The sequence below is a fragment of the Mesorhizobium sp. M2E.F.Ca.ET.219.01.1.1 genome, from assembly GCF_004016445.2.
Taxonomy (GTDB): Bacteria; Pseudomonadota; Alphaproteobacteria; order Rhizobiales; family Rhizobiaceae; genus Mesorhizobium.
Genome location: NZ_SADT02000002.1, coordinates 13,752 through 38,027, shown reverse-complemented (window position 1 = coordinate 38,027; position 24,276 = coordinate 13,752). Strand labels below are relative to the sequence as shown.

The window sequence follows — 24,276 nt, the reverse complement described above, 5'->3', positions numbered from 1 at the left end:
GGTCCTCTGGGTCTCCAGGTGATGATCTCATGGTTAAGGGCTGGGCCCCGAGCCGCCCGACTTCCTTCGCTAGCCCCTCGGCCGCGCAACGCTTGGTATTTTCCCGCATGGCCGAGACCGCAGAGCTGCCAGAAACGTGGCCCGTATCGCGCAAACGCCCCAGAACCTCTTCCCGGATAGTCTCTGTATGCGCGCCAAGACCCGGCACTGGGCGCAGCGAGGGGCGCTCCGAGTTGAAGATCGCCGCAGGCGCTATCGTCTCGACAGTTCCTTCGGGTGTGACGACCTCGACCCTGCGAAGATGGGGATGCTTTGAAAGATCCGCCACTTCGTTCAGTCGGCCATATGCCAAACCGGCTGCCTCAAGCTCCTGCATTGCTTCGTGGCAGGATAGTTCGGAAAAACGCAGTTCAATGATCTCATCAAGTTGCGCCCCGTGACCGAGGCGCTCCATATTATCGGCAAAACCAGGTGCGCGCGTGAGCGCCGGCTGCTTCAGGAATTTCTCGCAGAAATTTACCCATTCGCGGTCATTCTGAACCGAAAAGATGACGTCTTTGCCATCGGCACAACGATAGGCGCCATACGGCGCAAGCGACGGGTGTTTCACGCCAGCGCGTGCCGTGTGGTAGCCGCTATAGTCATGTTGCAGAACCGGCACGTTCATCCAGTCGGCGACGGCATCGAACAGTGACACCTGAATGCTGGTCCCTTTGCCGGTAACCTCGCGGTAATAGAGTGCCTGAAGAATGGCACTATGCGCCGTCATGCCCGCCGAGATGTCGCAAACCGAGACCCCTACACGCGCCGGTCCCTGTTGGGTGCCGGTGATCGCGCACAGACCTGTTTCAGCCTGGACGATGAGATCATAAGCCTTCAAATGGGCATACGGGCCTTTCTCCCCGAAACCAGAGATGTCGCAGGTGATCAGCCGCGAAAAACGACGACGGAGATCCGCAGACCCGAAACCCAGTTTTTCGATGCTGCCCGGCTTCAGATTCTGGATAAAAACGTCAGCACTGGCAACGAGCGTGTCCAGGACGGCGCGGTCCGCCTCCGACCTCAGGTCCAGACAGACCGACTCCTTACCCCGGTTGAGCCAGACGAAGTAAGCGCTCTGTTCCCGCACCAGTTTGTCGTAGTTGCGCGCGAAGTCCCCTTCGGGCCTTTCGACTTTGATCACCCGGGCGCCGGCATCGGCAAGGCGAGACGATGCATAAGGCGCGGCCACGGCCTGCTCCACGGCTACGACAGTGATCCCCTCAAGAGCGTTTTGCATGCGACACCGTGCTTTTCATCCAACGTTTATGGCTTGAGACCGGCGACGGTCCAGCATCGCAAGCAACCGGCTTTGTTCGTTCCCGACAATTGAGAATGCCTCGTCGACACCCATTCCGGGCTTTGCAAGCATCATGTCGGCCTGGGTTGCCACGGATACGTGGACAGAAGCTTGGGCGGAGAGATCTGTCTCGGTACAGCTTCCTCCGACATACGCTCCGACCTTGTTTTTCTTGCAGAGGAGAACGGCCCGCGCTGTGTCGGCAATTGAACCGACATCGGGCGTCTTGATCTGGACAAGATGCGTGGCTTTCGCTTCTGCGAAGAGCCGAATATCTTCAAGCGTATTGCATCTCTCATCCACGACAAGGCGTGCGTTGGAGCCCCGGTTGTCCAAGATCGATACGATCTTGGCGTAGTTCTCAATTTGAGCTTGCGTCGAACCAAAATCCGCCGGGGACTCGATGTTGAGCGTGAAATCCGGGACCGTATCTGCAACCTTGCAGATAAAGTCGGCGATGCTTTGCGGCTCCAGGCCGATTTCCTGGCCGATCCAGCCATACACATCGAAATGCAGCACCGGATGATACCCCGGGCGGCCGATTTGGCGCGTACGCGTTGCAACCCACTTCACGAACTCCATGAAGGCTTGCCCGTCGATGCCGAATTTCTGCCGTGAGTTGATCAGACCGTGGGGAAGCACATCCACGGCTTTCAAAACCATTTTGTCGACGTTGATTTCTCGCGAGTCACCGCTCTGGCAGTAAATTGGGACTCGGGACGTGGGTAACTGCAGCCCGAACTCACTACATATGATCTCTGCCATCGTCTTACGGTGGAGATGGGCGGCTGCGCGAAGAAGAGCTTGGCTGACGCCATACTCTATAGCCAGAGGTAGACGCCGATGTTCGACGAGCTGAAAAGCGTTCGTGCAGGAATCACGAAACTGAGTGGCATCGACATCAAGAAGCCGCGGTACGACAGCGCGTGAGGTAAGATCCGAGATTTGATTGGTGTCGAACACAAGGCCGCGTCCACCTGCACCGGAGTACTGGACGTTCATCATGTCGCCCCAAACGACGGTTTCGTCGGTAAGAACCAGCCCGACACTGAGCGACGATGCCGGAATGCGAATTCGATCAAACCCAGGCGTAGTCGGTGTGCCGACATAGATGAAGCCGTCCTGGGTCGCGCCGGACCTAATGGCAGCTTGATCGTCATAAAAGAACGCGCCGTTGCCAGGCGCAAGAAGGACGTCTTTGATCTGCACTTCACTTCGCTCGATTCATTTAGAGCCATTGATGGGCGCACACACCAGCTGAACGCTAAGTATGCGCTACTTGGGGCAGAGTTCGCCAATATAGAGTCCGGGACGGCACTATCGCGTTTTCAGATGGACACGTCCACCCGCTGCTTTGGCCTGAGAGTAGCGAGCGCGCATTTGGAGATGCGTCAGACATCTCTTTCCATGCATCCAAGGTCTCATTCCGAGCCGTTTGCCAGACACCCATCCGGGTCCACGTTATCTTTGTCGAGAGTTTGGTCGATGGCTCTGGATCTTGACTACCGCTCCGATCAATTCTGGGCAGTGGTCAGCTACAGGGGTTCATGCCTTCAATGTCGTCTCGACGAGGCTTATCCAGTAGCCAATCCCGTAAGGGAGGGCTTCGTCGTTGAAGTCGTAAGCCGGGTTGTGTACGGCTGCTGTCGATCCGTTCCCGAGCCATATCATCGCGCCAGGCCGCGCTTCGAGCATATAGGCGAAATCTTCTGAGCCCATTAGAGGCTTGACCTTGTCATTCACGGCACCCGAGCCGACGAGGTTTCGAGCAGCCGCGACTGCCAGACTAGTCTGCTCGGTATGATTGATGGTCATCGGTTCGAGGCGCCGGTATTTCAGCTCAACATCTGCGCCGAACCCCTGCGCGATGCCTCGAGCGGACGCCAGAATCTGATGCTCGACGAAGTCTCGCATGCTCGGCAGCAGCGTCCTAACAGTGCCCGACAACTCGACCGTATCGGGGATGATGTTGTAGGCCTGCGCGGCGCTCAGTTTTGTGACGGAAATGACGAGCGATTCCGTGGGATCTGTGTAGCGAGACACCAAGGTCTGCAGCCCGAGAATGATCTGCGCTCCAATAACGACCGGATCGATTGTAAGATGTGGGATTGCCGCATGCCCCCCTCTACCCCTTATCGTAATATCGAACTCATCGAGCGCAGCCAATATTGGCCCATCAGCGATGGCGAATTTCCCGACGTCGAGACCCGGCGAGTTGTGCATGCCAAAGACCTGTGAGATGCCAAAGCGGTCCATAATCCCTTCCTGCACCATCTTCTGACCGCCTCGCCCATCTTCTTCAGCTGGCTGGAAGATCAAGGCGACCGTGCCTTTGAAGTTCCGCGTTTTAGCAAGATGCTTTGCTGCCCCAAGAAGCATAGCTGTATGGCCATCATGGCCGCAGGCATGCATCTTGCCGGGCACCCGGGAGGACCACGGCTTGTTTGATGCTTCTGCAATCGGTAAGGCGTCCATATCTGCCCTCAGGCCGACAGTCGGACCCTCTCCGCCTTCGCCTTGGATCAGTGCGACGACCCCAGTCTCAGCAATCCCGGTTTCGATGTGATTGATACCGAAAGAAGCCAGCTTCTCTGCAACGAAGTTGGCCGTGTTATGCAATCGATAATCGAGCTCTGGGTATTGATGCAGATGACGTCGCCACCCGGCGACCTCAGATTGCAATTCTCTCAAATTTTCAAACTTCTGCATCTATCAAGTCCTGGCTGGGTTGGCCGCCGCACATTCGTTACAGAGGACCATCAATCGGCCAACAACGTGCGTCAAACGCAGTTTGTATATCGTAGTCATCTAGGAGCGAGATTGTTCACGGAACAGATTTTGGGGTGCCTTAAGTCGGGGGGTGAGCACGTCTGCCGGTATTTCGGGCCGATCGCCTAGGGGCGGCGCCACGAGCCGAGACGCCCTGGGTGCTCTTTGCCTGGGCTATTGCCCGCTCGCTGCGCAAGCGGGCACGCGCGGCAGACGTTTTGGCGGCATCGACCTCGCCGTCGGTGAAGATCACGCCGTATTTCGCCTCAAGGTGAGCGCGCATGCTGTAGCCTTCGAGCAGATCGTAGCGGATGTCGTCGAGCGATCGATCGAGCGGATCGCCATAGCCACCGCCCGACGGCGAAACGTGACGGAAGATATCGCCCTTCAGCAGTTCATAGGGCTCGGTCACGAGCACCGGCAGGCGGATCCGCTCGCGCCGTCCTTGCGCGACAACGTGCTGTCCGGGCCGGCACCGACCTCACCACCGAAGAGACCATGCGGCGGGAAGGCGAGCTTGTCGGACCGCAGCGACAAAATGCCATCCTCGCCAAGGAATTCATATTCGCGAATGAAGGAGTTGCCACCGCGCTGGCGACGGCACCGCCGGTGTCGGAGACCGTGCCGTAGTTGCGGATGCGGAGGGGTAACTCGCCTCGATCATCTCGATCGGCACATTCGCCTGGTTGCGCCCATGTGCGGTACCCCGACCTGGCCATCATGCGACTGACCAGCGCCCCAGGTGCCCATGACCGTCTCGGTGAAGACATAGGGGCTTGCCGTTATGCCAGCCACCGAAGGTCGGGACGCTCGATCCGCCCATCCCGTCGGCGGTGAAGCGATCGGGCAACGGAGCCGCGAGTGCCCCGAACATCGCATCGATAATTCGGTAGCCGGTAATTCCGCGCGCGCCGCAGGGCGCGGGATGCACGGAATTGCGGCGGTGCCAAGCGGCGCGGCGACGACTATGGCGCGCTCGAAGCCGCGACAGTTCGGTATTTCCGACTTCATCACCGAGCGCAGCGCGGTATAGACACTTGCTTTGGTAAAGGGGAGCGGGGTGTTGATGCCGTCCTTGACCGGCTTCGACGATCCAGCGAAGTCGACCGACAGTCGATTGCCGTTGATCGTGACCGCCAACTTGATGATGATCGGCTCGGGCGTTTTGCCGAGCCCGTCGATGTGATCGGTGAATGTGTAAACGCCATCGGGTAGCTCGGTGATCTAAGCGCGCGTGAGCCGCTCGGCGTAATTATGAAGTTCCTCCGCGTAGGCAAGGATTTCCGTCAGGCCATAATGCCCGAGCAACTCCATGAAGGACCGGCGACCGGCCGTGCAGGCAGCCATTTGTGCCTTTCAGATCGCCTAGGACAATACCTGGGACGCGGACGTTGAAGCCGATAATCTCCCAGATCGCCTCGTTCAGGACGCCGCCGTCGTAGAGCTTAAGAACGGCAAGCGGAGCCTTCCTGGAAAATCTCGGTCGCACCGAGCGCATTCGAGCCCGATTGCGTTCTCCTTGTGGAGTTGCTCAGACGGATGGACAGTGACGATGAGATCGCCGCCGGAATACTCCTCGACCTGTTCGGCGAAGACTTTGTGTGTCTTGCCCTCGGAGCTGTCGGGCTGTTTCGTGGCCAAACACCACCCGGTCGGTGTGTGAGCCGCAGCCGAGAACGCTTGCGAAACGGCCATGAACGACAGCGCCCGGATTTTCGCTGCGGCAATGTCAAAGCCCTTCAAATTCATTCCTTCGGTTCTCTTCTACCGGTCGGAGCTCCCCAACCACCTCCCCCAGGCGTTTCCAGGATGACCGCATCTCCAGCGTCGAGGGTCATCGTTCCCTTGCTGGGCGCCCTCGTGAGCTCTCCCTTTTTTTCTATCCAATTGCGTTCTGTCGCCCCCACCATGCCACCATGCAGGCCATAGGGGTTGAACCGGCGACGATCGGTCTGCAACGAGACACGCGCTTCGTGCCCGATGACACGCAGCGAGCGGATGACGCCGTCACCGCCACGATTGGCGCCTTCTCCCCCAGAGTTTTCGCGCAGCTCGTAGCGTTCCACCCTCATCGGGTAGCTGATTTCTAGCGCCTCGATCGGCGTGTTGAGCGTGTTCGACATGTTGGCGTGCACCGCGCTCATGCCAGGGCCCATCGGCCGCCCGCCCTGGCCGCCGCAGATTGTCTCAATGTAAGTGTACGGTTTGCCGTTGCGCGGGTCGACCGCCGACGCCGACGAGGTTCATCGTCCCTTGGCTCGCGGCGGCGATCCGGTCCGGCGCGAATTGCGAGAACGCCTTCAGTACCGTGTCGGCCAGACGCTGCGTCGTCTCGGTGTTGGCGGCGCAAACGGCGGCCGGCATCTTTGCGTCGAGAAACGAGCCCTCAGGAATCAGGATCGTGACCGGGCGCATGACGCCGGAATTCGGCGGCAGCGTCGGGTCCATCAGGATCTTGATGGAGTAGAAGACCGATGAATGAACCATCGCCTGGACGGCGTTGATGTTACCGCGCCGCAAGCGCGAAGACCCGGTGAAGTCAAGCACCATCTTATCAGGCATGACATCCACGCGCAGTTTGATCACGACCGGATCGTCGCTCGAGCCGTCGTCGTCGAGGCAGTCCTCCGACGTCCAGCTGCCGCTCGGAAGTTCGGCTAGCCGCTTCAGCACGCGACGTTCCGTGTAGTCGAGAATGGCAGCGAAGCCGTCTTCGAGCGTTTGAGAGCCGATGCGATGGGCCAGTTCGTCAATGCGGCGAATGCCGATCCGGAGCGCTGCGAGCTGGGCGTTGATGTCGCCCTTACGCTCTTCCGGCGTCCGCACGTTGGCGAGGATCATTGCCATAATGTCGGTCTGCTCGGTACCCTGACGATAGAGGCGAACGGGCGGAATGATGAGGCCTTCCTGGAAAATCTCGGTCGAGCGGCCCGGCATCGAGCCCGGCTCCATGCCGCCGACGTCGGAGTGATGCGCGCGGGTTGCGACATAGGCGATGCAGCGGCCTTCGACGAACACGGGAGCGACTAGCGTGATGTCGGGCAGATGCGCGCCACCGACGTAGGGGTCGTTGAGAATGACGACGTCACCCTGTGCCAGTGGTTCAATGAGGGCGAGGGTCGGACCAACCGCCCTCAGCATCGAGCCCAGATGGACGGGCACGTGCTCAGCCTGCGCAACGAGTTGCGCCTTGGCATCGAAGATCGCGCAGGAGGCATCCATGCGTTCCTTGATGTTCGGCGAGAATGATGTCAGCTTCAGGACGACACCCATTTCCTGAGCCGTCGCTTCAAGGCCGTTTTTGAGGACTTCGAGGCGGAGGGGATCAAACCCGGTCATTGCGCAACCTCAACGATCATGTTGCCGGACACATGGACGGTCAATCGGTCGCCGGGATAAAGAATGGTCGTCGCCGAGATTTCCTCAACCACCGCAGGACCGCAAATCGTGTTGCCGGCCAGAAGCGCGGCGCGATCGTAGATCGGCGCGTCCTGGAATTCGCCCCTTTCGAGCTGATTGAACGGCTCGAAATAGATCTTGCGCGATCCCTTGAGTGCGGCTGGAGGCGGTAGCGACATTCCCTCGGCGAGCTTCGGCAAGACCGGCGTGTCGATCCGGCCGATGCCGGTCACGCCGATACCCACGATTTCGATCGGGTTCGAGGGATCCGCATGGCCGAAGCGTGCAGCGTGGGCGGCGTGGAAGTTGTCCGGAAGCTTGTCCCAGAAATGCTTATCGGTTATGTCGACGAGGATCGGCAGGTCGTAGCTCTGGCCGAGGTAGCGCACGTCGATCTTGACCTCGATGTCGCGCTTTTCCTGCCGCACGCCGTCATGGTCGAGATGCGCGTTCGCCTTAGCAACCTGCGAGCGGATGATGGTCGATCGGGTTGGCGATCTTTTCCTCGATAACCTTGCGCGCAGCCGCCAGATCGAGACCGAGATCGCCACCGAGTCGCGACTTCTCGTCGAAGCGACCGAGCACGAGATTGGCGTCGGTAACGGTTGGCAGGATCCCGCCGCGGCCGTAGCAGACTGGCCACGGCACGGCTTCCGCACTCATCGGACCGACGCGCAACGCGCCGCCGTCGTCGATCCAGGCGATTGAGCCACCGCCCGCGCCGATTGCATTGATATCGATGACCGGTAGCCGGATAGGCACTGTCTCCAGGCTCGCCGAACGCGTGATTTCCGGGCGCCCGTTGCGGATGAGGCTGATGTCGGTCGAGGTGCCGCCGATATCCATGGTGATGATGTCAGGAATCCCGGCGAGTTGGGCCACATGGGCACTGGCGACGACGCCGCCGGCCGGCCCGGACAGGACTGTGTGCACTGGCTTTATCCGCGCGCTGTCGAGGCTCATGAGACCGCCTGCCGCGTCCATGACCATCATTGGCTTTTCGCTGGAAAGCGCGAGCCCCTCCCGCGCATCTACGAGCATACCGTGCAGCGACTCCAGGTATTTTCTGCATAACGGGGCGGAGATAGGCGTTCAGGACCGTCGTCGACGCCCGCTCGTACTCGCGGAATTCCGAATTGATCTCGGTGGAGATGCAGATGGCGACGCCAGGAAGCGACTCTTCGAGGATCTTGCGTACGCGCTCCTCGTGAGTCGGATTGGCATAGGAGTGCAGGAACAGGACGCCGACAGCCTCTACATTGGCCGCCTTGATCGCAGCGGCGACCTCATGCACATCCGCCTCGTTGAGCGGCTCGATTTCCGTGCCGCCCGGCGCCAGACGACCGCGGACGGTGAAGCAGAGGTCCCGCGGTACCAGTTGCTCGGGCGGACGATTGTAATGTCGAACAGTGTCGGTCGATTCTGCCGGCCGATCAGAAGGATATCACGGAAGCCGCGATTGGTCACGAAGGCCGTGCGCGCTCCCTTGCGCTGAATGACGGCGTTCGTCGCCGTGGTCATGCCATGGCCGACGTAAACGACCTCACTCCCGGTGCCGCCCTGCAGAAGAAGAGCCCGCTTCAGCCCGGTCACGGTGCCCTGCGCACGATTGACAGGCGTGGTCGACACCTTGGAAACCGTTATGGTCTGGGTAGCCTCGTCGTATGCGATGCTGTCGGTGAATGTGCCACCGACGTCCGATGCACACGAATGCGCCTGCTCATTCACCGCTTTGTAACGATAACGTTTCCGTTACCGTAAGCAATGCTGTATGGTCTGGCAAGACATATTATGGGCAGGCCTCGCAGTTTTCTTTTAGGAAACAAACTAAGTTTTCGTCCGATTCGAAAGGCAAACGTATGATCGTAGCACGTGCCAACGTAGGCCAGCCGCAAGTCGCTGAAGGTCATGGCATATCGGAAAAGAGCTCGCGCACGCGCGCCGCCATTCTGGCCGCTGCCGAGGCGGAGTTCGTCGCGAATGGCCTGAGCGGTACGAAGATGGAAAGTATCGCCAAGGCGGCCAGAGTGAACAAGGCGTTAGTTTATCGCCATTTTGAGCGCAAGGAACTGTTGTTTCAGAGGGTACTCGTCAACGCCTATCGGCGAATGCGCGAGGCCGAAGCCGTGCTCACAATCTCCGCCGACCCGATGGTCGCGCTCGATCAGCTATGCGAGTTCACGCTCACTTACTATCGGAAAAATCCTGGGTTCCTTGTGCTGGTTGGAATCGCGAATCTCCATCATGGCGACAATTTGCGCTCAGTGCCGCGCTCAGAATTGGCAATCGACAAGCTCATGACGCTCGTGGGTGGCATTATTGCCCGCGGCGAGGCGACCGGCGTGTTTCGGAAGAACCTCAATCCAGCTGATTTGTGGATCTCCCTATCGAGCCAGTGCTGGTTCAGCGTAGCCACGGCCTATACGGTCGAAGTGTCATTCGGCAAGAGCATTCTGGAAGACCAGGAAGCAGACAGGCGGCTGGCGACGATCAAGGAAGTGATCCGCCGCTACGTGCTCGCGTGAACGCTGAGTCCCGCGTAGTGTCGCTCCGCCCGCCCGATCTTCTTTTCAAAGATGGGAGGTGCGCGGCAAACTGTAATCAGATTTCGAAGATTGTTCGTGGCAAGCGAGAGAATGTTTCGGCGCCGCTTTCGGTCACGCGGAAGCTTTCACTGATCACATAGCCGAAGTCTTCGTCTATCCAGTTTCCGAGCATCAGGTGAAAAGTCATGTTCGGCCGAAGCACGGTCAGGTCATCTTCCTTGAGACTCGCCGTTGGTTCCAGCCACTCGATTCCTTGGGCGTAGCCGCATCTGGTTTCTTTCGCAAAACCGTGCTTTTTCAGCGTTTTATTGAAAGCCATAGCGACTTCGGCACAAGTGGCACCTGGCTTGACCGCGGCAAGCGCAGCTTCCAGTCCTGCTACCTCTCCCTCGTGCACTCGACGCAACTGCTCCGACGATTTGCCGATTGACAGAGTTCGCATCAGCCCAGAGGTATACCCATGACGCACGCCGCTAAACTCGAGGTTGATCTGCGAACCGTCGTGGAAAACATCTTCTGCCCACCTGATATGCGGCGTGGAGGAACGCGGTGAAGCACATAAAAGAAAGTGCGACAAATCCGTGCTTGGCTTGCCATTCGCACCTCGGATCAACGTCGAGATGATCTCTGCCGCAGCATCAGCTTCTCTAACGCCGGGCCGGATTACCTCTACCGCTCGCAACATTCCCGCATCAGTGATCGCCGCTGCCTCCCGCATCATAGCGATTTCAAGGTCGGATTTAATTAGCCGGATCCAAGCGACTGCTTTGCTAAAATCTACGATTTTGGCGTCCGGCATCCGGGTCCTGAATTTCTCTACCGATTCCGGCCTGAGGGATTTAATTTCCATCCCCACCCGCCCCGCAAGGCCACCTTCATGCAGGAAATCAATTATTGCATCATAGCCATCTTTGTCAGGGTTTGCGATAAGCGCTTCTGGATAGCCAATAACTCGATTGCTATCGAAGAACATCTGATGAACAGCGCCCGGCGCATCACAACGGCGCGTCACAAAGGTCGGCTCCTCATCTTTCAAGGAAACGATCAGCGCTTCCGGGATGTAGCCAGATTTGGCAGTGTATCCGGAAAGATAGGTGATATCCGCCGAAGTGCTTACCAATAAGGCATCGATCTCGCGTTTTTCCATTTCCGCCTTAACTACGGACAGCCGTCGCAGATATTCAGCCCGGGGAAACGCTTGTGGTCCTTTTGGCATCGCCATTGGTTTTAACTCCTTGCCTGGTGTGGGGCCGTCCGTCGGTAGGGTAATTTAGGGCAACAGCACGCGCCCAAGTGTCCGAAAAGCGTAAAGCGCGGGGGAACTAGAGGGGTAGAATCGTCTGCCTCTATGAATGGGATTGTCAGCAATTGAGAGATACTGACGAAGGCCACGATGTCTCTTGGATGATTGTGGCTGCGTACCCCATTTCAACGGATCGAAAGATCAGGGCAACTCAGCCTCTGGCGTTGTGTGCAGTCTCCGGATGTTTGGATGGCGCGTTGTTCAGCCGACATCCGAGGTTAGGACCTTTGTGGCGCCAAGCTCTGCAGATGCCGGAAAGTTTCGCCTCTGTGCATACGTCGCCTATTGATCCTCTAACTGTCGATCTCAAGTTGCGTCAAATTCAGTTTGCATATGTCATGATCTAGAAGCGAGATGCTCCCCCAGGAACAATCCTCGGCGTGGCCCATCCGCTGCCCTTGCGGTGCTTTTGGGTTGCTTTTGCGGGTGCCACCCTTCCCATGTCTTCGCCAAGCGGGTGGTAGGCCACGACCGGATTTGAACCAACGCTTGATGCGCGGCGCTAATGAACCGCTTTCTTCCAGGCGGCGGGCCTGAGGTTGGAAGCATGGAAGCGGAGTCTCTCATGGACCCATGCATCCAATCCGCAGAAGGTTTCTCTCAACGGCCCTGACCTAAGACCCTGAAGCTCCCCCAATTTTTGACGGACGAAAAAGGCTCCACGGTGGTGCGTAGGTTCGCCCGGCATAGTGGGGCAAGCCGTTCTGCCCGCACAACCTCCCCAGGTGCGCGGTGAACCGCTTCACCTGCGGCGCCACCGCTCCGACGTGCACTGTTCCTGTTGCAGCTCCATCTTCGGTCACGACACTTACAGACACAACCTACTATCTCGCTTGCCGCGCGGAATGCTTGCCATCTAGGCGGAACGCGCTCCCTTGAATGAAAGTGCGGCATGGGGAACGATTGCACATGACACCGCTTCGCGATCTTAAATTGACTGGCGCCCGACCTGCAAGAGAACCGGATCCCGCCGTCGGCAGCGATTGCAATGCCCTGACCATACTATCGCTTTTGCCGCCTCGCTGCGAAGAACAGAGTATTCTTTGTGGGCCTTGCCGGCACTTAAATCGCCGCATGAGACGATGTTTTTTCCTTCATTGAGCGCCACCACGTAAAATAAATGGCGACCACCCAAAGGACAGGCAGGAGCATTAACAGAGAGGAAACCGCGGCGATTGTAGGATCAATCGAATGACTAATGTTCTCCCGCATCTTTAGCGGTAAGGTCTTGATTGAGTAACCGCGTACCAATGAGGTTATCACCACTTCGTCAAATGAATGAATGAAGGCAAAAACGGCCCCTCCCAGGATACCAGGCAGAATCAAAGGCAGAGTTACTCGTCGGAAGGTCTGGACGGGACCCGCCCCCATGCTCATGGCAGCTTGCTCTAAACGTCTATCAAAGTTGGCTAAAGTCGCTGAGACAATCACGACTACGTAGCTTGTAGCCCCAATGCTCTGCGCCAGGATTAAAGAGCCTGCGATCCAAATGATCTTCTCGACCAGCTTCTGGCAGGAGGCGCAGCCAGTGCAGCCTTCGAACAGGGCGGCCTGCTGGATACGCTCAAGAAGGCTCTGACCGAGCGCGCCTTGAACGCGGAGATGGACCATCATCTGGCGAGCGGCGAAGGCGCTGGCAATACGCGTAACTGCTACGGCCGCAAGACCGTGACGACGGAAACCGGACATACCGCGTGATCGCCACGCCAGTTTCCATCCGCAACTAATCGCCAAGTATCAGCGTCGCTTACCCGGCTTCGACGAAAAGATCGTGTCAATGTATGCGCGCGGCATGAGCACCCGGGAGATTACCGGGCACCTGCATGATCTGTATGGCGTCGACGTGTCGCCGGATCTGATCAGCACGGTGACGGACGCCGTGCTCGATGAAGTCGCCACTTGGCAACAGCGCTCGCTCGATCCGGTTTATCCGCTCATTTTCTTCGAACCCGATCCGGGTCAAGACCCGGGACGAAGGGATGGTTCGCAACAAAACCATCCATATCGCGTTGGGCGTCCGCGCCGCTGGCGCCAAGGAGGTACTCGGCCTGGCTCGAGCAGAATGAAGGCGCCAAGTTCTGGCTGCCGGTGATGAACGAGCTCAAGAACCGCGGCGTCGATGATATCCTGCTGGCCGTCATCGATGGCCTGAAAGGCTTCCCCGACGCGATCACCGCCGTTTCCCGGAGGCGATCGTTCAGACCTGCATCGTCCACCTGCTGCGCAACTCCATGGACTTCGTCTCCTGGAAAGACCGCAAAGGGCTTGCGACAGCGCTCAAGGACATCTACCGCGCCGTCTATGCCGATGCTGCCGAAAAGGCGCTGACGGCGTTCGAGGCCGGCCCATGGGGCCAGCGCTATCCCGCCATCGGCCAGAGCTGGCGGCGTGCCTGGGGCGAGGTCATCCCGTTCTTTGCGTTCCCTGACGAAGTCCGCCGGATCGTCTACACCACAAACGCGATCGAGGCGCTGAACTCGAAGCTCAGGCGGGCTGTCAGGGCCAGGGGCCACTTCCCCAGCGATGGCGCGGCCACCAAGCTGCTCTACCTGATCTTGAACCGGTCCGAAAAGAGTGGAAAATGCCGCCACGTGAGTGGTCCATGGCCAAGGCCCAGTTTGCCGTCATCTTCGGCGAATCGCTTCATCAAAGCCATGGCGGCACAATGTTGAACCGCCCACCCGCACACGGAATTCCTGACAGTCCCCCATGGCCGATGATTTGATCCGTGGCGACGAGAAGAGGGTGTGGGCGGACGCCGCTTACGACACCCATGCCCGCCGCGCCCGGCTCAAGGCCGAGGGCAAGAAGGTGCGCATTGCGCGCCGCCCCAACAAGCATCATCCGCAGTTGCCGCCGCGGCTCAAGCACTACAATCGCCTGATCGCCAGACGCCGGGCGACGGTCGAGACCACCTTCGCCACGCTCAAGAACCGTATGAGATTGACCGCAATCCCCTATGTCGGGCTGGCCAAGGCGACCGCCCAGGTAACGATGGCGGCGATCGCATTCAACATGCGCCGATGGACCGCCATCACGGGATAGGTGCGCCTACAATCCGGCCGCAAGAGGCCGCACCGCCGCCAACCCCCACCCAAGGCGACAGAGCTCAAGAATACGAGCGAAACCCCCTGCAATCCGATCCCTTCAAACATCCCTCCGCTACTGCGCAACAGGCCCCTATTTAGGCAGAAAATCGGAACGAAAGGGCCTCGCAGCCTGCGCCTTTGGGCACAACGAGGAAACCTATGCTCACGCCAGGCGCTTCGAGATCGAATGTAAGGTGTGGTGCTCCGGTCATTGATCTATCTCCATTATGGAAGTAATTTCGCGCATTCTGTGCACTGCAACTCGTCACAATTCTACAGCTTGGCAGAGAGCGCTTCGCACACGGCTGGCAGCCCGACCGACGCGATGACTTCTAACCCGCGGTTGTCGCCATGTGCAAAGTCATTCCAGCTAGACCATGATATAAACGGATCTCCAGGATGAGGGTCCGAAAGGACGTCTAATGCGGCGGCCATGTCGCGCACCGTTCGACAGAAAACAAATTCGCGAGTGCGACCAAATGAGCGTCTTGGACCTGAAATCCGTCCGCGGGATCGGAATGAGCCCGAAAAGACCGCACCAGGATGCAGGAATGCGAATTGACCCGCCGCCGTCGCTGGCATGTGCAAGGGGGTGATGTCGGCAGCGACCGTCGCGGCAGCGCCGATGAGGACCCCCTGCAGATCGTTCCAGATTCCATGGATTGGCGGTAATGCCATTGAGTTCACTCATACCTGAGGTACCCAACTCCGGGCATGTTGTTCTCCCATGGTACGGAGCCCTGCGTCTCGCGCGCGGCGATAATAATGGCTGTCGGTTCGGGGCCGATATCCTTTGAAGAGACGGCTCCCCTGTTCTTGAGGGCGCCGAGATGCGGTAGCGCCAATATCCTTGCGAAGGAAAGGTACTCCGCCCAAGATGCCTTCGTCCGAGACGACAACTGTCTCGACAGTCTATGACGGCGTTGATGCGTCGATTGACCTCGTCATGGCCGTCACTTCGGCCGCCTTCACGAGAGAGGCCAAATCGGTAGCATCGTGGTCGGCATATTCGCTCATTCTCATTCGACAGATCCTTACTCACCAACTGCTCTATTGATGGCTGTCGCAGTTGCGTTCCCAACCTGCCCGGTTTGCCAATGCCGAAGCGTACCCGTGACATCACTCTCAATAGCGATCGGATCGACGGCACGCAGGTCTCCAGAACGATGGAACTGTGCGGTCGGCTGGTGAAATCGCCATTGTTCAGTCCCCAATTGAGAACAAGGAGGATCCAAGGAGGAGGTGTGGCCCGTGAGAATGACCGGACTTCAGCACGAATTTACCTCGTCGAGACCTCGTCCGTGTTGCAGATAATGCAACTGTATTGCAACTAGGTTTGAAACGTGACAGGGGTGTGAACACTTGTCCAGTGGAGCTGAGGAGTCATCGATGAATTCTGTCAAACATCCCCCGAGCGCCCGTGACCGAGCCCGTGGTGAGGTTACAACCGTGCAACGGGCATTGAATCTGCTGAGGATCGTCGGCGCGAGTGAAAGGCCGATCGGAGTAAATGAGATCGCGCGGCGGCTAGAACAGCATGCAAGCGCGGTTTCCAGGACACTGTCGACGCTTGAGCACAACGGATTCGTCGAGCGCGATGAAGAGACTGGACGGTTTGTGCTCGGAGTTGAGCTCATCGCGCTGGCGAGCAGGCTTCTTGCTGAACTTGACGTGGTCCGGGTGGCGCGACCCTATCTGGAGGAACTTGCCGAGAGCACGAGGGAAACGGCCTCGCTCAGTCTTTGGAACAAGACGGAGGCCATCAACATCGAGCACGTACTTGGTCCTGGGTCGATCAAGCACATCGCGGCACCGGGGCGCCGCAATCCGGCGCATTGCACGGCTACTGGAAAAGCCATGCTGTCGCAGATGCCTGGGTCAACCCTGGAAGAGGTTTTGGCGCTCGGGCTAGAGCGCTACACGGACCGCACGATCACCGAGGGGAACGCGCTTGAACGCGAGCTGCGTTGCGTGCGCGAACGAGGATACGCGCTGAATGTGGGGGAGTTCATTCCCGAAACCGCCGCCATCGCGGCCGTGATCCACGATCGGAGGGGGAGAGTTGTGGCCGCAATTGCCGTTACGATGCCGGTTTTTCATTTCACCCAGCAAAGTGAACGCCAGCTGGCGCCTCTTGTCATGAATGCGGCGGCAACCATCTCGCGGCGTCTAGGACATCACGGTGCTCAGACGATATGATCAGCAAAGCAACATGCCCAGTGACCTGAGCACATCGGTATTCGCTTCATGTGGCGCTACGGCGAGGTCCGAAAGTCTCTCGCGTCTGCCGTCGATGACATCTTTCGTTCAAAAGAGCAACGGCAGCAATTACGCCCTCCACGCCCCGGCGGGCTTTGCGGCGGCGTGGACCCGGCCCGGCCCCGCAGACGAGCCAAGGTGATTTATGCGAGGTACACTTCAGGCTCGGCTGCCGGTTGTCCCTGTCCCGAAATTGCCGACGCAAGCGCCGAGAGCTGGACGAAGGCGGGTCCACAAATCGGCTGCTTAACTTGTCGGCCGCCCGAGCGCCCACATAATCATAGGCGACGACAAACTTTCCGTCTGACCACAATCCGTGAGGACTTGTGACAGCATCAGTTCAGCTGCTTGTTCGTCGGAGCTGGTCGAGCGTCCAGGCAATGCGAAATGCTGTTTCCTCGGCTACACCAGGCCCATGTGAAGCGCCGCTGTGGCCGCCCACCATCCGCATGCGGAAGACAAGCTCGGGATCGCGATCGGCCGCGCAGGACCGACGCTGCGCCACGTAGCGAGCGGGCTGGTAATAGAGCACCTGGCCGTCGTCGAGCGCGGCGTCGATGTACGTCGGCGGAAGTGGGCGATCAGCGCTGAGGTTGTAGTACGGGTCGTAGCTGCGCAGGTACCGATACTCGTGGGCGATGTGGGGATCTCCGTACTCCGCCGTTTCATGTAGCGCGTACGGCATCGTGAAGTCCAGTTCGGTATCTAGGATGTCGGCGACTGGAACCTCGGCGAGCACGGCGCGGAACAAGTCGGGCCGCAAGCCGGCCGTGGCAAGCACGGTACCCCCGCCACCGCTCTTTCCCTCAATGACGATGCCGTCGCGGATGGCAATCCCCCGCTGAACGAGCCCCTCTGCAGCGGCGATCAAGTCTGTGTGGGTAATGCGCTTTTGATCGCGGGTAGCCGCCTCGTGCCATGGACGTCCGAGCTCACCGCCCCCTCGTACGTGCACGATGCCGAAAGCAACTCCGCGATCGAGCAGGCTCAAGCGCTTTGTTATGGATGAGGGCCACGAGAAGAACGAGGGCCATCTCGGTATTCCGTAACAGCCGTACACATTCAATAGTACCGGCCCCGGGCTTGTTCGATCGCGCCGCGCGACCAAGGAGATCGGGACCTGCACCCCGTCTTCCGCCTCCGCCATGACCACCGTCGCCACATATTGAGCCGCGTCATATCCCGGAATTCGGGCCTGGTACAGGACTGCCGATCGGTCGTCGACAAGATCATGCTCGATGACGGTGTCCGGCGTCACAAACGAGCTAACCGAGTAGGTCAACTTCGAGCTTCGGAACGGATGCCGTGCGACCGAACAGTGCCCCCCTGCCGACAGGCCGACCATTAGAGTGCAGCTCGGCTGGTCGGGAACGATCGTGGCCCCAACCCGCCCGCTTCCGTTACGCGAGATCAGGCGAGGACGAAGACCTTCTCGTTCCAGGACAACCAGATGCTGTTCGAGCACGTGGACCTCCTCGAGGGTCACGCCGTTCCGATGTGGTATGACTTCTTCCCAGCGCGATGGCGACGGGTCGTCAATCGGCGCACACACGAGCCGCCAGTACGGTCCAGCATCGTCCACCCGAAACAGGAACCTGTCGCCCCAGTGCTCGGCATAGATCTCGTGCCCAAGTTCACGCTTCACGATCCGGCGCCACTTGCCCTGCGGCTCGTCGGACGGAAGACACCACACCTCTACAGCGCCTTGCTGAACGCTGAAGGAATAGGTCGTAACTACGTCGAGGAACAACCAGGCGCCGCTATCAGAACGCCGAACCAGCACCGCCAGTCGCTCATTGGCCTCCTCGAACACCACCTCGAAGTTTCCGACGTCTACGTCCAAGCGGACAATCTGATCGACATGCCGCCGATCACTCCGCTCCCGTGTAAGAAAGAGCGTGTGATTGTCGGCGGCCCAGACAACGCGCCGGGCGCGACCCGAGTCGCGCCATATGTCACGGCCGGCGGCCATGTCCCGCACTCTCAACTCGTAGCGCTCGTCGCCGATGAGATCAAAGCTGAACGCCACGTAACGCCCATCGTCGCTCGGCTCGAACACACCGAGCTGATAGAAGACCTCGGCCCCAGCAATCGCGTTCGGATCGAGAACAAGCTCGGCCGAGCCTCCGGTCACCGGCCGGCGCCACCATGCGGGATGACACAAGCCCCGCTCGTGACTTTGGAAGTACTCGAAAGGTCCAACCTGGAACGCTGGTGCGGCGACGCCCTCGCAGGTCTGACGACCTTCGATCTCGGCGATGAGTTCCGCCTTGAGCCCCTTCAGGTGAGCTGTCGCTTGCTCCGCATAGCTGTTCTCGGCTTCCAGATAAGCGCGGACATCGGGATTCTCCCGGTGTTGAAGCCATCGATACCGGTCTATTGTTACGTCGTCATGAAGCACCCTGATCCGCGGCTCGGAATGGGGAAGCGGCGGCTGTAGGCGTTTGTCTCCCATCACACTTCCCTCACGTGGAAGCAAAAGTAAGGATTGCCGCGGCAGCCCTCAAAAATATAGTTTCTTCACTAATGCCCCCCGCCCGACTAGCGAGCAAACCGCTCAAGAAATCATGACCCATGAGATGCCTCATTGTTTTTCTCTTTCCGATTTTGACAGCATAGCGTTCAGCACGACGCAGAACTTGCTTACAATAGCGACGTGCATGCTATTCTCAGCCATCATTAATAACATGAACTGCAAAAAATCCGCTGTTACATAGTCATAAACACGCGGGCGACCGTTTCAGCTACCTAGATGATGGCCCTGCAGCTCGCTTGCTTTGCTATTGATTAGACCTTCAAGCTTATGCCGGAATTGACAAGCATAGAATTAAGCTATCAGCTATCGCGAATCCAGATGCTCAATGCTCGCCGGCGGCGGGGACAGGCCGGTGCGGTGCACGGCCAGGCAACGTCGATCGCGTCGAATCGAAGTTATGGCCAGTTGTACGCTCGAGGTGGGGGCCGAAAAGCAAGCGCCTGTGAACCGCGCATGGCCGCGAGCGAAGGTTAAACGTTGGCGCCTTACGCAACTGACTGGCTCTGTGTTCTCAACGGACCGATTGACGGCCAGTGCCTCCGCACTATCTCGAGCAGCAGCTTGTGCCCAACTGGCGAGTTCGCTCGACCAGGCCGTATTGGCGCCGCTGGATTTCGCGGTTGTTCATGACTTGGCAGCTTGTCAACTGCCGGATGTAGACGATGGTCGGCAAAGGTGCTCAGCGGTGATCTTGCTCATTGCCCGCCTCCTTCAGGTTCGCGGATCGACTGTCCGTCGGCTGGCACGGACGCCGCTTCGATGAGTAGCGATTGCAACAGAGCCACTCGCTTCAGCCGATCGTCGGTCGGACATGTCGGTTGGTGGCGCAGCGGGCGCGAACAAATCCAGTTGAATGCGCAGTGGGATCTTCATCCGCATGTCCTCCTCCAGAGATCAAGTCTCTCGGAAGAGAAGCTACGAGATGATCGACAAGCGGGCGAAGTTCGAGGAGGTATTTGGGGGACGATGGGCTCGGCAACGACCCAGCAAGGCGACAAACGCCCGCAACCGCCGCCTGGAGCCCGCCCATAAACAGCATACCAGTCGATGATTTGCACGGGGTTGGAGTATCAACCACTGAGCCCTTACTGACCGGCATTGGCTGACCTTCACTTTGTCAGCCAACACGCGGACATATGCTGTGGTCCCACTTCGAGGGCCGGCGGCTCCTCCTCCTTGCAGCGGTCGAAGGCAAGCGGGCAGCGCGGATGGAAACGACAGCCCTTCGGCACGCGTGCGGCACTTGGAACCTCGCCCTGCAGGGCCGGTAGCTTGCTGCGATCTGCGTCGCCGCGAATCTGCGGCGTGGCGTTGCGCAGCGCGACGGTATACGGATGGCGGGGGTTGAACGTGATCTGATCCGCTGTGCCGATTTCCACCAGTCGCCCAAGATACAACACCGCAATCCGGTCGGCGATCAACCACGCGAGCGGCAGGTCGTGGGTGATGAACAGCAGCGCCATGTGGTGTTTGTCACGCAAATCCACCAGGACCTGAAGAATCTGTGCGCGTATCGAGACATCGAGCATCGACACAGGTTCATCGGCGACGATGAGTTCCGGCTTCACGGCAAGCGCTCCGGCAATCACGACCCGCTGTCGCTGCCCGCCGGACAGTTCGTGCGGGAAGCGGGGAAAGAAATCGCCGGAAGGATTAAGCCCGGCTGCCGCAAGCGCTTCGCTGACCCTCTCCGTAAGTTGGGAATGGTTCTCGACCAACCGCAGGGAGCGCAACGGCTCCGCCACGATATCGAATACGGTGTGTCGCGGATTGAGCGCCTGATAGGCGTCCTGGAAGATCATCTGCACGCGACGCCGGTAAGGACGCAGGGTCGAGGAGCCTCGCTCCGACGTCATGTCTCGGCCTTCGAACAGCAACCTGCCGCCTGTCGGCTGAGCAAGTTTGGTGATGACGCGGCCCACTGTCGTCTTGCCGCTCCCCGATTCCCCGACCAGGGCAACGATTTCACCCTGTCCGACGTTCAAGTCGATCCCGTCCACCGCACGCACTGCACCGGCAGGTCGGCCCAGAACACGGTCGAAGAATCCGCCACGGATCGGGAAGTGGACCTGCAGGCTTTCCAGACGCAGGATGTCGGCAGTGTCAGGCATGAATTGCGACCTTGTCCTCTTGCGTCAAGGGCCGGTGAAGGTGACAGGCGACGCGGCCCCGCCGGACTTCGTCGAGGCTGGGGACTTCGGTCGCGCATACCGTCATTGCAGACGGGCAACGTGAATGGAAGGCGCAGCCTGAGGGTCGATTCACCAAGTTGGGAGGATCACCGGGGATAGGCCGGATCATCCGTTTGCCGTTTGCTGGGTTTGGTATCGATTCGATCAGCAGCTGGGTATAGGGATGCTTGGGTTGCGCGAAGACATCGGCGACAGTGCCATCCTCGACGATGCGGCCAGCGTACATAATCATCACGCGATCACAAGTCTCGGCAACAACAGAAAGGTCGTGGGTAATCAAAATCAGGGCAAGGTTAAGCTTCGATCGCAAGTCCCCAAAGAGCTTGAGAATCTGAGCCTGTGTAATGACATCGAGCGCCGTGGTGGGCTCGTCGCCGATGACAATCGAGGGGCGACATGCGAGTGCCATCGCAATCATCACCCTTTGACGCATCCCACCCGACAGTTCGTGAGGATAGGCTGCACCGCGGTCCGCCGGAATGCCGACCAGTTCGAGCAGCTCCCTTGCCCGCACGGTGGCCTCGCTGCGCGACAAACCGAGCCGCAGGATGCATGGCTCGGCGATCTGCTTGGTGATGCGGTGAACGGGATTGAGCGCATTCATCGCGCCCTGAAAGACGACGGACGTCTCGCTCCAGCGGTGTGGCCGCATGGCGACATCGTCATTGATAGGCAGTCGCTCTCCGCGATAGCGTACCTCGCCCTCGCTTACCCGCGCGTTGGGCGATAGCAGACCCGCAATCGCCATTGCGGTCGTGGTCTTTCCACTGCCCGATTCACCGACGAGGGCAACGGCCTCTCCGGCTCGAAGCGCAAAGCTTACGCCATCGATTGCACGCGATGAAAGGCCCTTGAGCTTGTAGTCAACAGAGAGCCCGTCGACGTTCAGAAGCAACGCCGTGCTCCGGGAGGGTTCTGTCATGGGATCACCCTCCGGCGTGGATTGAACGTATCGTCGAGGGCATTGCCAATCAGGACGAAGCTAAGCGCAACCGTAAGCGCGCACAGCCCGGGGGCGCCAAGATACCACCAGGCTCCAGCACTGGCGGCGCCGGCGCGCTGAGCGAGCGATAGCAACGTGCCCCATGAAGGCTGCAAGGGATCGCCAAGCCCAAGGAACGAGAGTGAAGTCTCGATATAGATTGCGCCGGAGACGACCAAGGCGCCATTGGCTGCAATTTGCGGCACGAGATTGGGCAGGATGTGCTGTACCATGATGCTGAAATCGCTGCTTCCCACCACCCGGGCACGATCAACGAATGTTCGCTCCTTAAGCGAGAGTGTCTGGCTGCGAACGATACGAGCAACGAACGCCCAGCTGGTCATGCCGATGACAACAATGATCACAAAAAGAGAAGGGCGGAAGCCAAGGATGTCTCCACCGCGCCCCATCACCTCAAGGACCACAGGCGTGATGACCAGCGCGAGCACGAATGAAGGCATAACAAAAAAGAAATCTGTGATGCGCATCAGCCAGACATCCACCCAGCCACCAAAGTAGCCCGAGGTCATTCCGACCGTGGTGCCGACGATGAGGCTGATTACAGTCGCCAGCAGCGCGATCGTGAGTGATATCCGGGCACCATGGACGACCAGATTGAGCACGTCTCGCCCCACCTCATCCGTCCCCAGCAGATGCTGGCTTGATGGTGGTGCGAGGAAGTCGCCGGTTGCATTGATCGCAGTCTGCAGAGGTCCCACCAGAATATTCGGCACCGCTGCCAGCACAAAAAAGAAGATAAGGCATACTATACCCAGCTGAGCCCCGCCATGACCAAGAAATTGACGCAGAAAGTCTTTGATAGCCCGCTCTCGGCTGCGCTTAGAATATTGAACAGTATTTTCACTCATTGCCTAACTCTTGGATCGAGAAGACCGTAAGTAAGATCAGCGACGAGGTTCGCGACAACGATCGACACACCAAGCAATAGGAATATCCCTTGCAGAACTGGATAGTCTCTCGCGTTGAGTGCCTCAACAGTTAAGTTGCCTATGCCTGGCCATGCGAATACAGATTCGACGGTAATAGCACCCGCCACTACATAACCAAGATTTAGCGTCACCAAGGTCATGACTGGTAGCATTGCATTGCGAAAGGCGTGACGCATCAACATTTGGAGGTCAGTCAGCCCCTTAGCCCGGGCAGTTACCATGTAGTCCTCGGCGACAACATCGCTCATAGCAGCACGAGAAACCACAACGTATTGCCCGATCAGACCAAGAGCCACTGCGGACACGGGAAGTACGAGATGCCGCAGATAATCTAACAATAAGTCAAGAGAACCCTTAAGCGCGCCCGGAGAATATCCACCGTAGCCAGGTAGCCAGCCCAATGCCGTGCTAAAGATGACCACCAGAAGCATGCCGACCCAGAACGATGGCGTTGAATAGAGGGCGAGAGAGGCACCCGTCGTGATATGATCGACGACTCCTCCCCTGCGCCAGCCCGCATACATGCCGAGCGTGACCCCCACAACGATTGCGATGAGCTGAGCGATGCCGACCAGTGCAATAGTGGCCGGCAGCCGCTCCAAGAGCAGGCCTGCGACCCGCCTGCCCCTGAACTTGAAACTATAACCGAGGTCGCCATGAAGCGTTGCTGACACGTAGTCGACAAGCTGGTCCGGCACCAGCGGCCGCTCAAGGCCCCAACTCTTCCGCTGCGCTTCCAACTGCTCAGCGGTCACAGAAACTCGTGCCCCGCCCAATAGCAATTTAGCGGGGTCGCCCGGAATGACTCTGAATAAAATGAAGTTCAGAATTACTACCATCGAAAGCGTTACGGCTGCTCTGAGAAGGGCATGCCCAATGTGCCGCGTGGTCCGGCCACCATTGGCAGCCATG

At 58.9% G+C, this 24,276-nt stretch carries 16 protein-coding genes and 7 pseudogenes; 4 read left to right on the top strand and 19 right to left on the bottom strand.

Annotated features, from left to right (window positions below):
* Positions 1–145: 145 nt before the first annotated feature.
* The 11 genes and pseudogenes from EN862_RS10625 to EN862_RS37370 form a co-directional block, all read right to left on the bottom strand.
* Positions 146–1,279, bottom strand: a pseudogene (locus tag EN862_RS10625) (CaiB/BaiF CoA-transferase family protein); the annotation flags it as partial.
* 15 nt (positions 1,280–1,294) lie between these two features.
* Positions 1,295–2,548 (bottom strand): methylaspartate ammonia-lyase, encoded by a 1,254-nt coding sequence (locus tag EN862_RS10620; RefSeq protein WP_126101831.1) that lies wholly within the window; start codon positions 2,546–2,548, stop codon positions 1,295–1,297.
* Between the two features lie 336 nt (positions 2,549–2,884).
* Positions 2,885–4,048: a M20 aminoacylase family protein gene (locus EN862_RS10615; protein ID WP_126101832.1), complete on the bottom strand. Its 1,164-nt coding sequence runs from the start codon at positions 4,046–4,048 to the stop codon at positions 2,885–2,887.
* A 139-nt stretch (positions 4,049–4,187) separates the two neighbouring features.
* Positions 4,188–4,526 carry a hypothetical protein gene (locus EN862_RS36565; protein ID WP_135897370.1) on the bottom strand — a complete coding sequence of 113 codons (339 nt, stop codon included), beginning with the start codon at positions 4,524–4,526 and terminating at the stop codon, positions 4,188–4,190.
* A 242-nt stretch (positions 4,527–4,768) separates the two neighbouring features.
* Positions 4,769–5,422: pseudogene (locus EN862_RS36555) on the bottom strand (hydantoinase B/oxoprolinase family protein).
* A gap of 108 nt (positions 5,423–5,530) precedes the next feature.
* Complete coding sequence (locus tag EN862_RS36545) at positions 5,531–5,857, bottom strand: hypothetical protein (RefSeq protein WP_210211891.1); 327 nt, start codon at positions 5,855–5,857, stop codon at positions 5,531–5,533.
* Positions 5,854–7,381: pseudogene (locus tag EN862_RS10605) on the bottom strand (hydantoinase B/oxoprolinase family protein). Before EN862_RS10605 ends, EN862_RS36545 begins: the two are co-directional and overlap by 4 nt.
* Before the next feature lie 62 nt (positions 7,382–7,443).
* Positions 7,444–8,058: a hypothetical protein gene (locus EN862_RS36810; RefSeq protein ID WP_245483997.1), complete on the bottom strand. Its 615-nt coding sequence runs from the start codon at positions 8,056–8,058 to the stop codon at positions 7,444–7,446.
* Entirely contained in the window at positions 7,964–8,548 is a 585-nt protein-coding gene (locus EN862_RS36805; protein ID WP_245460083.1) for a hydantoinase/oxoprolinase family protein, read from the bottom strand. The genes EN862_RS36810 and EN862_RS36805 overlap by 95 nt, the downstream gene beginning before the upstream one ends.
* A gap of 193 nt (positions 8,549–8,741) precedes the next feature.
* Positions 8,742–8,846: pseudogene (locus tag EN862_RS37375) on the bottom strand (hypothetical protein); the annotation flags it as partial.
* Between the two features lie 110 nt (positions 8,847–8,956).
* A pseudogene (locus EN862_RS37370) lies at positions 8,957–9,235 on the bottom strand (hydantoinase/oxoprolinase N-terminal domain-containing protein); the annotation flags it as partial.
* 131 nt (positions 9,236–9,366) lie between these two features.
* On the opposite strand from EN862_RS37370, the gene EN862_RS10595 reads away from it, so the two are divergent.
* On the top strand, positions 9,367–10,032 hold the full coding sequence (locus EN862_RS10595; protein WP_126101833.1) for a TetR/AcrR family transcriptional regulator: 666 nt from the start codon (positions 9,367–9,369) through the stop codon (positions 10,030–10,032).
* A 76-nt stretch (positions 10,033–10,108) separates the two neighbouring features.
* Here the strand turns inward: EN862_RS10595 and EN862_RS10590 are convergent, their stop codons facing one another.
* Positions 10,109–11,275: a Xaa-Pro peptidase family protein gene (locus tag EN862_RS10590; protein ID WP_126101834.1), complete on the bottom strand. Its 1,167-nt coding sequence runs from the start codon at positions 11,273–11,275 to the stop codon at positions 10,109–10,111.
* Between the two features lie 1,143 nt (positions 11,276–12,418).
* Complete coding sequence (locus tag EN862_RS10585; protein WP_245490130.1) at positions 12,419–12,811, bottom strand: ABC transporter permease subunit; 393 nt, start codon at positions 12,809–12,811, stop codon at positions 12,419–12,421.
* Between EN862_RS10585 and EN862_RS10580 the strand changes: the two are divergent.
* Positions 12,810–14,028 (top strand): annotated as a pseudogene (locus EN862_RS10580) (IS256 family transposase). The gene EN862_RS10585 and the pseudogene EN862_RS10580 sit on opposite strands and share 2 nt — an antisense overlap.
* Before the next feature lie 31 nt (positions 14,029–14,059).
* A pseudogene (locus tag EN862_RS10575) lies at positions 14,060–14,401 on the top strand (transposase); the annotation flags it as partial.
* A 414-nt stretch (positions 14,402–14,815) separates the two neighbouring features.
* On the opposite strand, the gene EN862_RS36795 reads toward EN862_RS10575, so the two are convergent.
* Positions 14,816–15,136 (bottom strand): amidase family protein, encoded by a 321-nt coding sequence (locus tag EN862_RS36795; RefSeq protein ID WP_245490127.1) that lies wholly within the window; start codon positions 15,134–15,136, stop codon positions 14,816–14,818.
* A gap of 698 nt (positions 15,137–15,834) precedes the next feature.
* Here EN862_RS36795 and EN862_RS10565 point away from each other — a divergent pair.
* On the top strand, positions 15,835–16,644 hold the full coding sequence (locus EN862_RS10565; protein ID WP_127229477.1) for an IclR family transcriptional regulator: 810 nt from the start codon (positions 15,835–15,837) through the stop codon (positions 16,642–16,644).
* Positions 16,645–17,044: 400 nt separating this feature from the next.
* Here EN862_RS10565 and EN862_RS10560 read toward each other — a convergent pair whose 3' ends face one another.
* The 5 genes from EN862_RS10560 to EN862_RS10535 form a co-directional block, all read right to left on the bottom strand.
* Positions 17,045–19,159 carry a S9 family peptidase gene (locus tag EN862_RS10560; protein ID WP_126101837.1) on the bottom strand — a complete coding sequence of 705 codons (2,115 nt, stop codon included), beginning with the start codon at positions 19,157–19,159 and terminating at the stop codon, positions 17,045–17,047.
* A gap of 1,190 nt (positions 19,160–20,349) precedes the next feature.
* The gene (locus EN862_RS10550; protein ID WP_126101838.1) at positions 20,350–21,351 is read right to left on the bottom strand and encodes an ABC transporter ATP-binding protein; all 1,002 of its coding nucleotides are present in this window, start codon (positions 21,349–21,351) and stop codon (positions 20,350–20,352) included.
* On the bottom strand, positions 21,344–22,354 hold the full coding sequence (locus EN862_RS10545) for an ABC transporter ATP-binding protein (protein ID WP_126101839.1): 1,011 nt from the start codon (positions 22,352–22,354) through the stop codon (positions 21,344–21,346). The genes EN862_RS10550 and EN862_RS10545 overlap by 8 nt, the downstream gene beginning before the upstream one ends.
* A complete protein-coding gene (locus tag EN862_RS10540; RefSeq protein ID WP_126101840.1) occupies positions 22,351–23,283 on the bottom strand; it encodes an ABC transporter permease in 933 nt (310 codons plus the stop codon). The genes EN862_RS10545 and EN862_RS10540 overlap by 4 nt, the downstream gene beginning before the upstream one ends.
* Positions 23,280–24,275, bottom strand: a complete 996-nt coding sequence (locus tag EN862_RS10535; RefSeq protein ID WP_126101841.1) for an ABC transporter permease — start codon at positions 24,273–24,275, stop codon at positions 23,280–23,282. Before EN862_RS10535 ends, EN862_RS10540 begins: the two co-directional genes overlap by 4 nt.
* Position 24,276 lies beyond the last annotated feature (1 nt).

Bases quoted from the DNA above. Each gene is read 5' to 3' on its own strand.
- EN862_RS10540 (WP_126101840.1), bottom strand. From the start codon at position 23,283: ATGAGTGAAAATACTGTTCAATATTCTAAGCGCAGCCGAGAGCGGGCT.
- EN862_RS36795 (WP_245490127.1), bottom strand. From the start codon at position 15,136: ATGAGTGAACTCAATGGCATTACCGCCAATCCATGGAATCTGGAACGA.
- EN862_RS10595 (WP_126101833.1), top strand. From the start codon at position 9,367: ATGATCGTAGCACGTGCCAACGTAGGCCAGCCGCAAGTCGCTGAAGGT.
- EN862_RS10615 (WP_126101832.1), bottom strand. From the start codon at position 4,048: ATGCAGAAGTTTGAAAATTTGAGAGAATTGCAATCTGAGGTCGCCGGG.
- EN862_RS10560 (WP_126101837.1), bottom strand. From the start codon at position 19,159: ATGGGAGACAAACGCCTACAGCCGCCGCTTCCCCATTCCGAGCCGCGG.
- EN862_RS36805 (WP_245460083.1), bottom strand. From the start codon at position 8,548: ATGCTCGTAGATGCGCGGGAGGGGCTCGCGCTTTCCAGCGAAAAGCCA.
- EN862_RS10550 (WP_126101838.1), bottom strand. From the start codon at position 21,351: ATGCCTGACACTGCCGACATCCTGCGTCTGGAAAGCCTGCAGGTCCAC.
- EN862_RS10590 (WP_126101834.1), bottom strand. From the start codon at position 11,275: ATGGCGATGCCAAAAGGACCACAAGCGTTTCCCCGGGCTGAATATCTG.
- EN862_RS10545 (WP_126101839.1), bottom strand. From the start codon at position 22,354: ATGACAGAACCCTCCCGGAGCACGGCGTTGCTTCTGAACGTCGACGGG.
- EN862_RS10535 (WP_126101841.1), bottom strand. From the start codon at position 24,275: ATGGCTGCCAATGGTGGCCGGACCACGCGGCACATTGGGCATGCCCTT.
- EN862_RS10565 (WP_127229477.1), top strand. From the start codon at position 15,835: ATGAATTCTGTCAAACATCCCCCGAGCGCCCGTGACCGAGCCCGTGGT.
- EN862_RS36545 (WP_210211891.1), bottom strand. From the start codon at position 5,857: ATGAATTTGAAGGGCTTTGACATTGCCGCAGCGAAAATCCGGGCGCTG.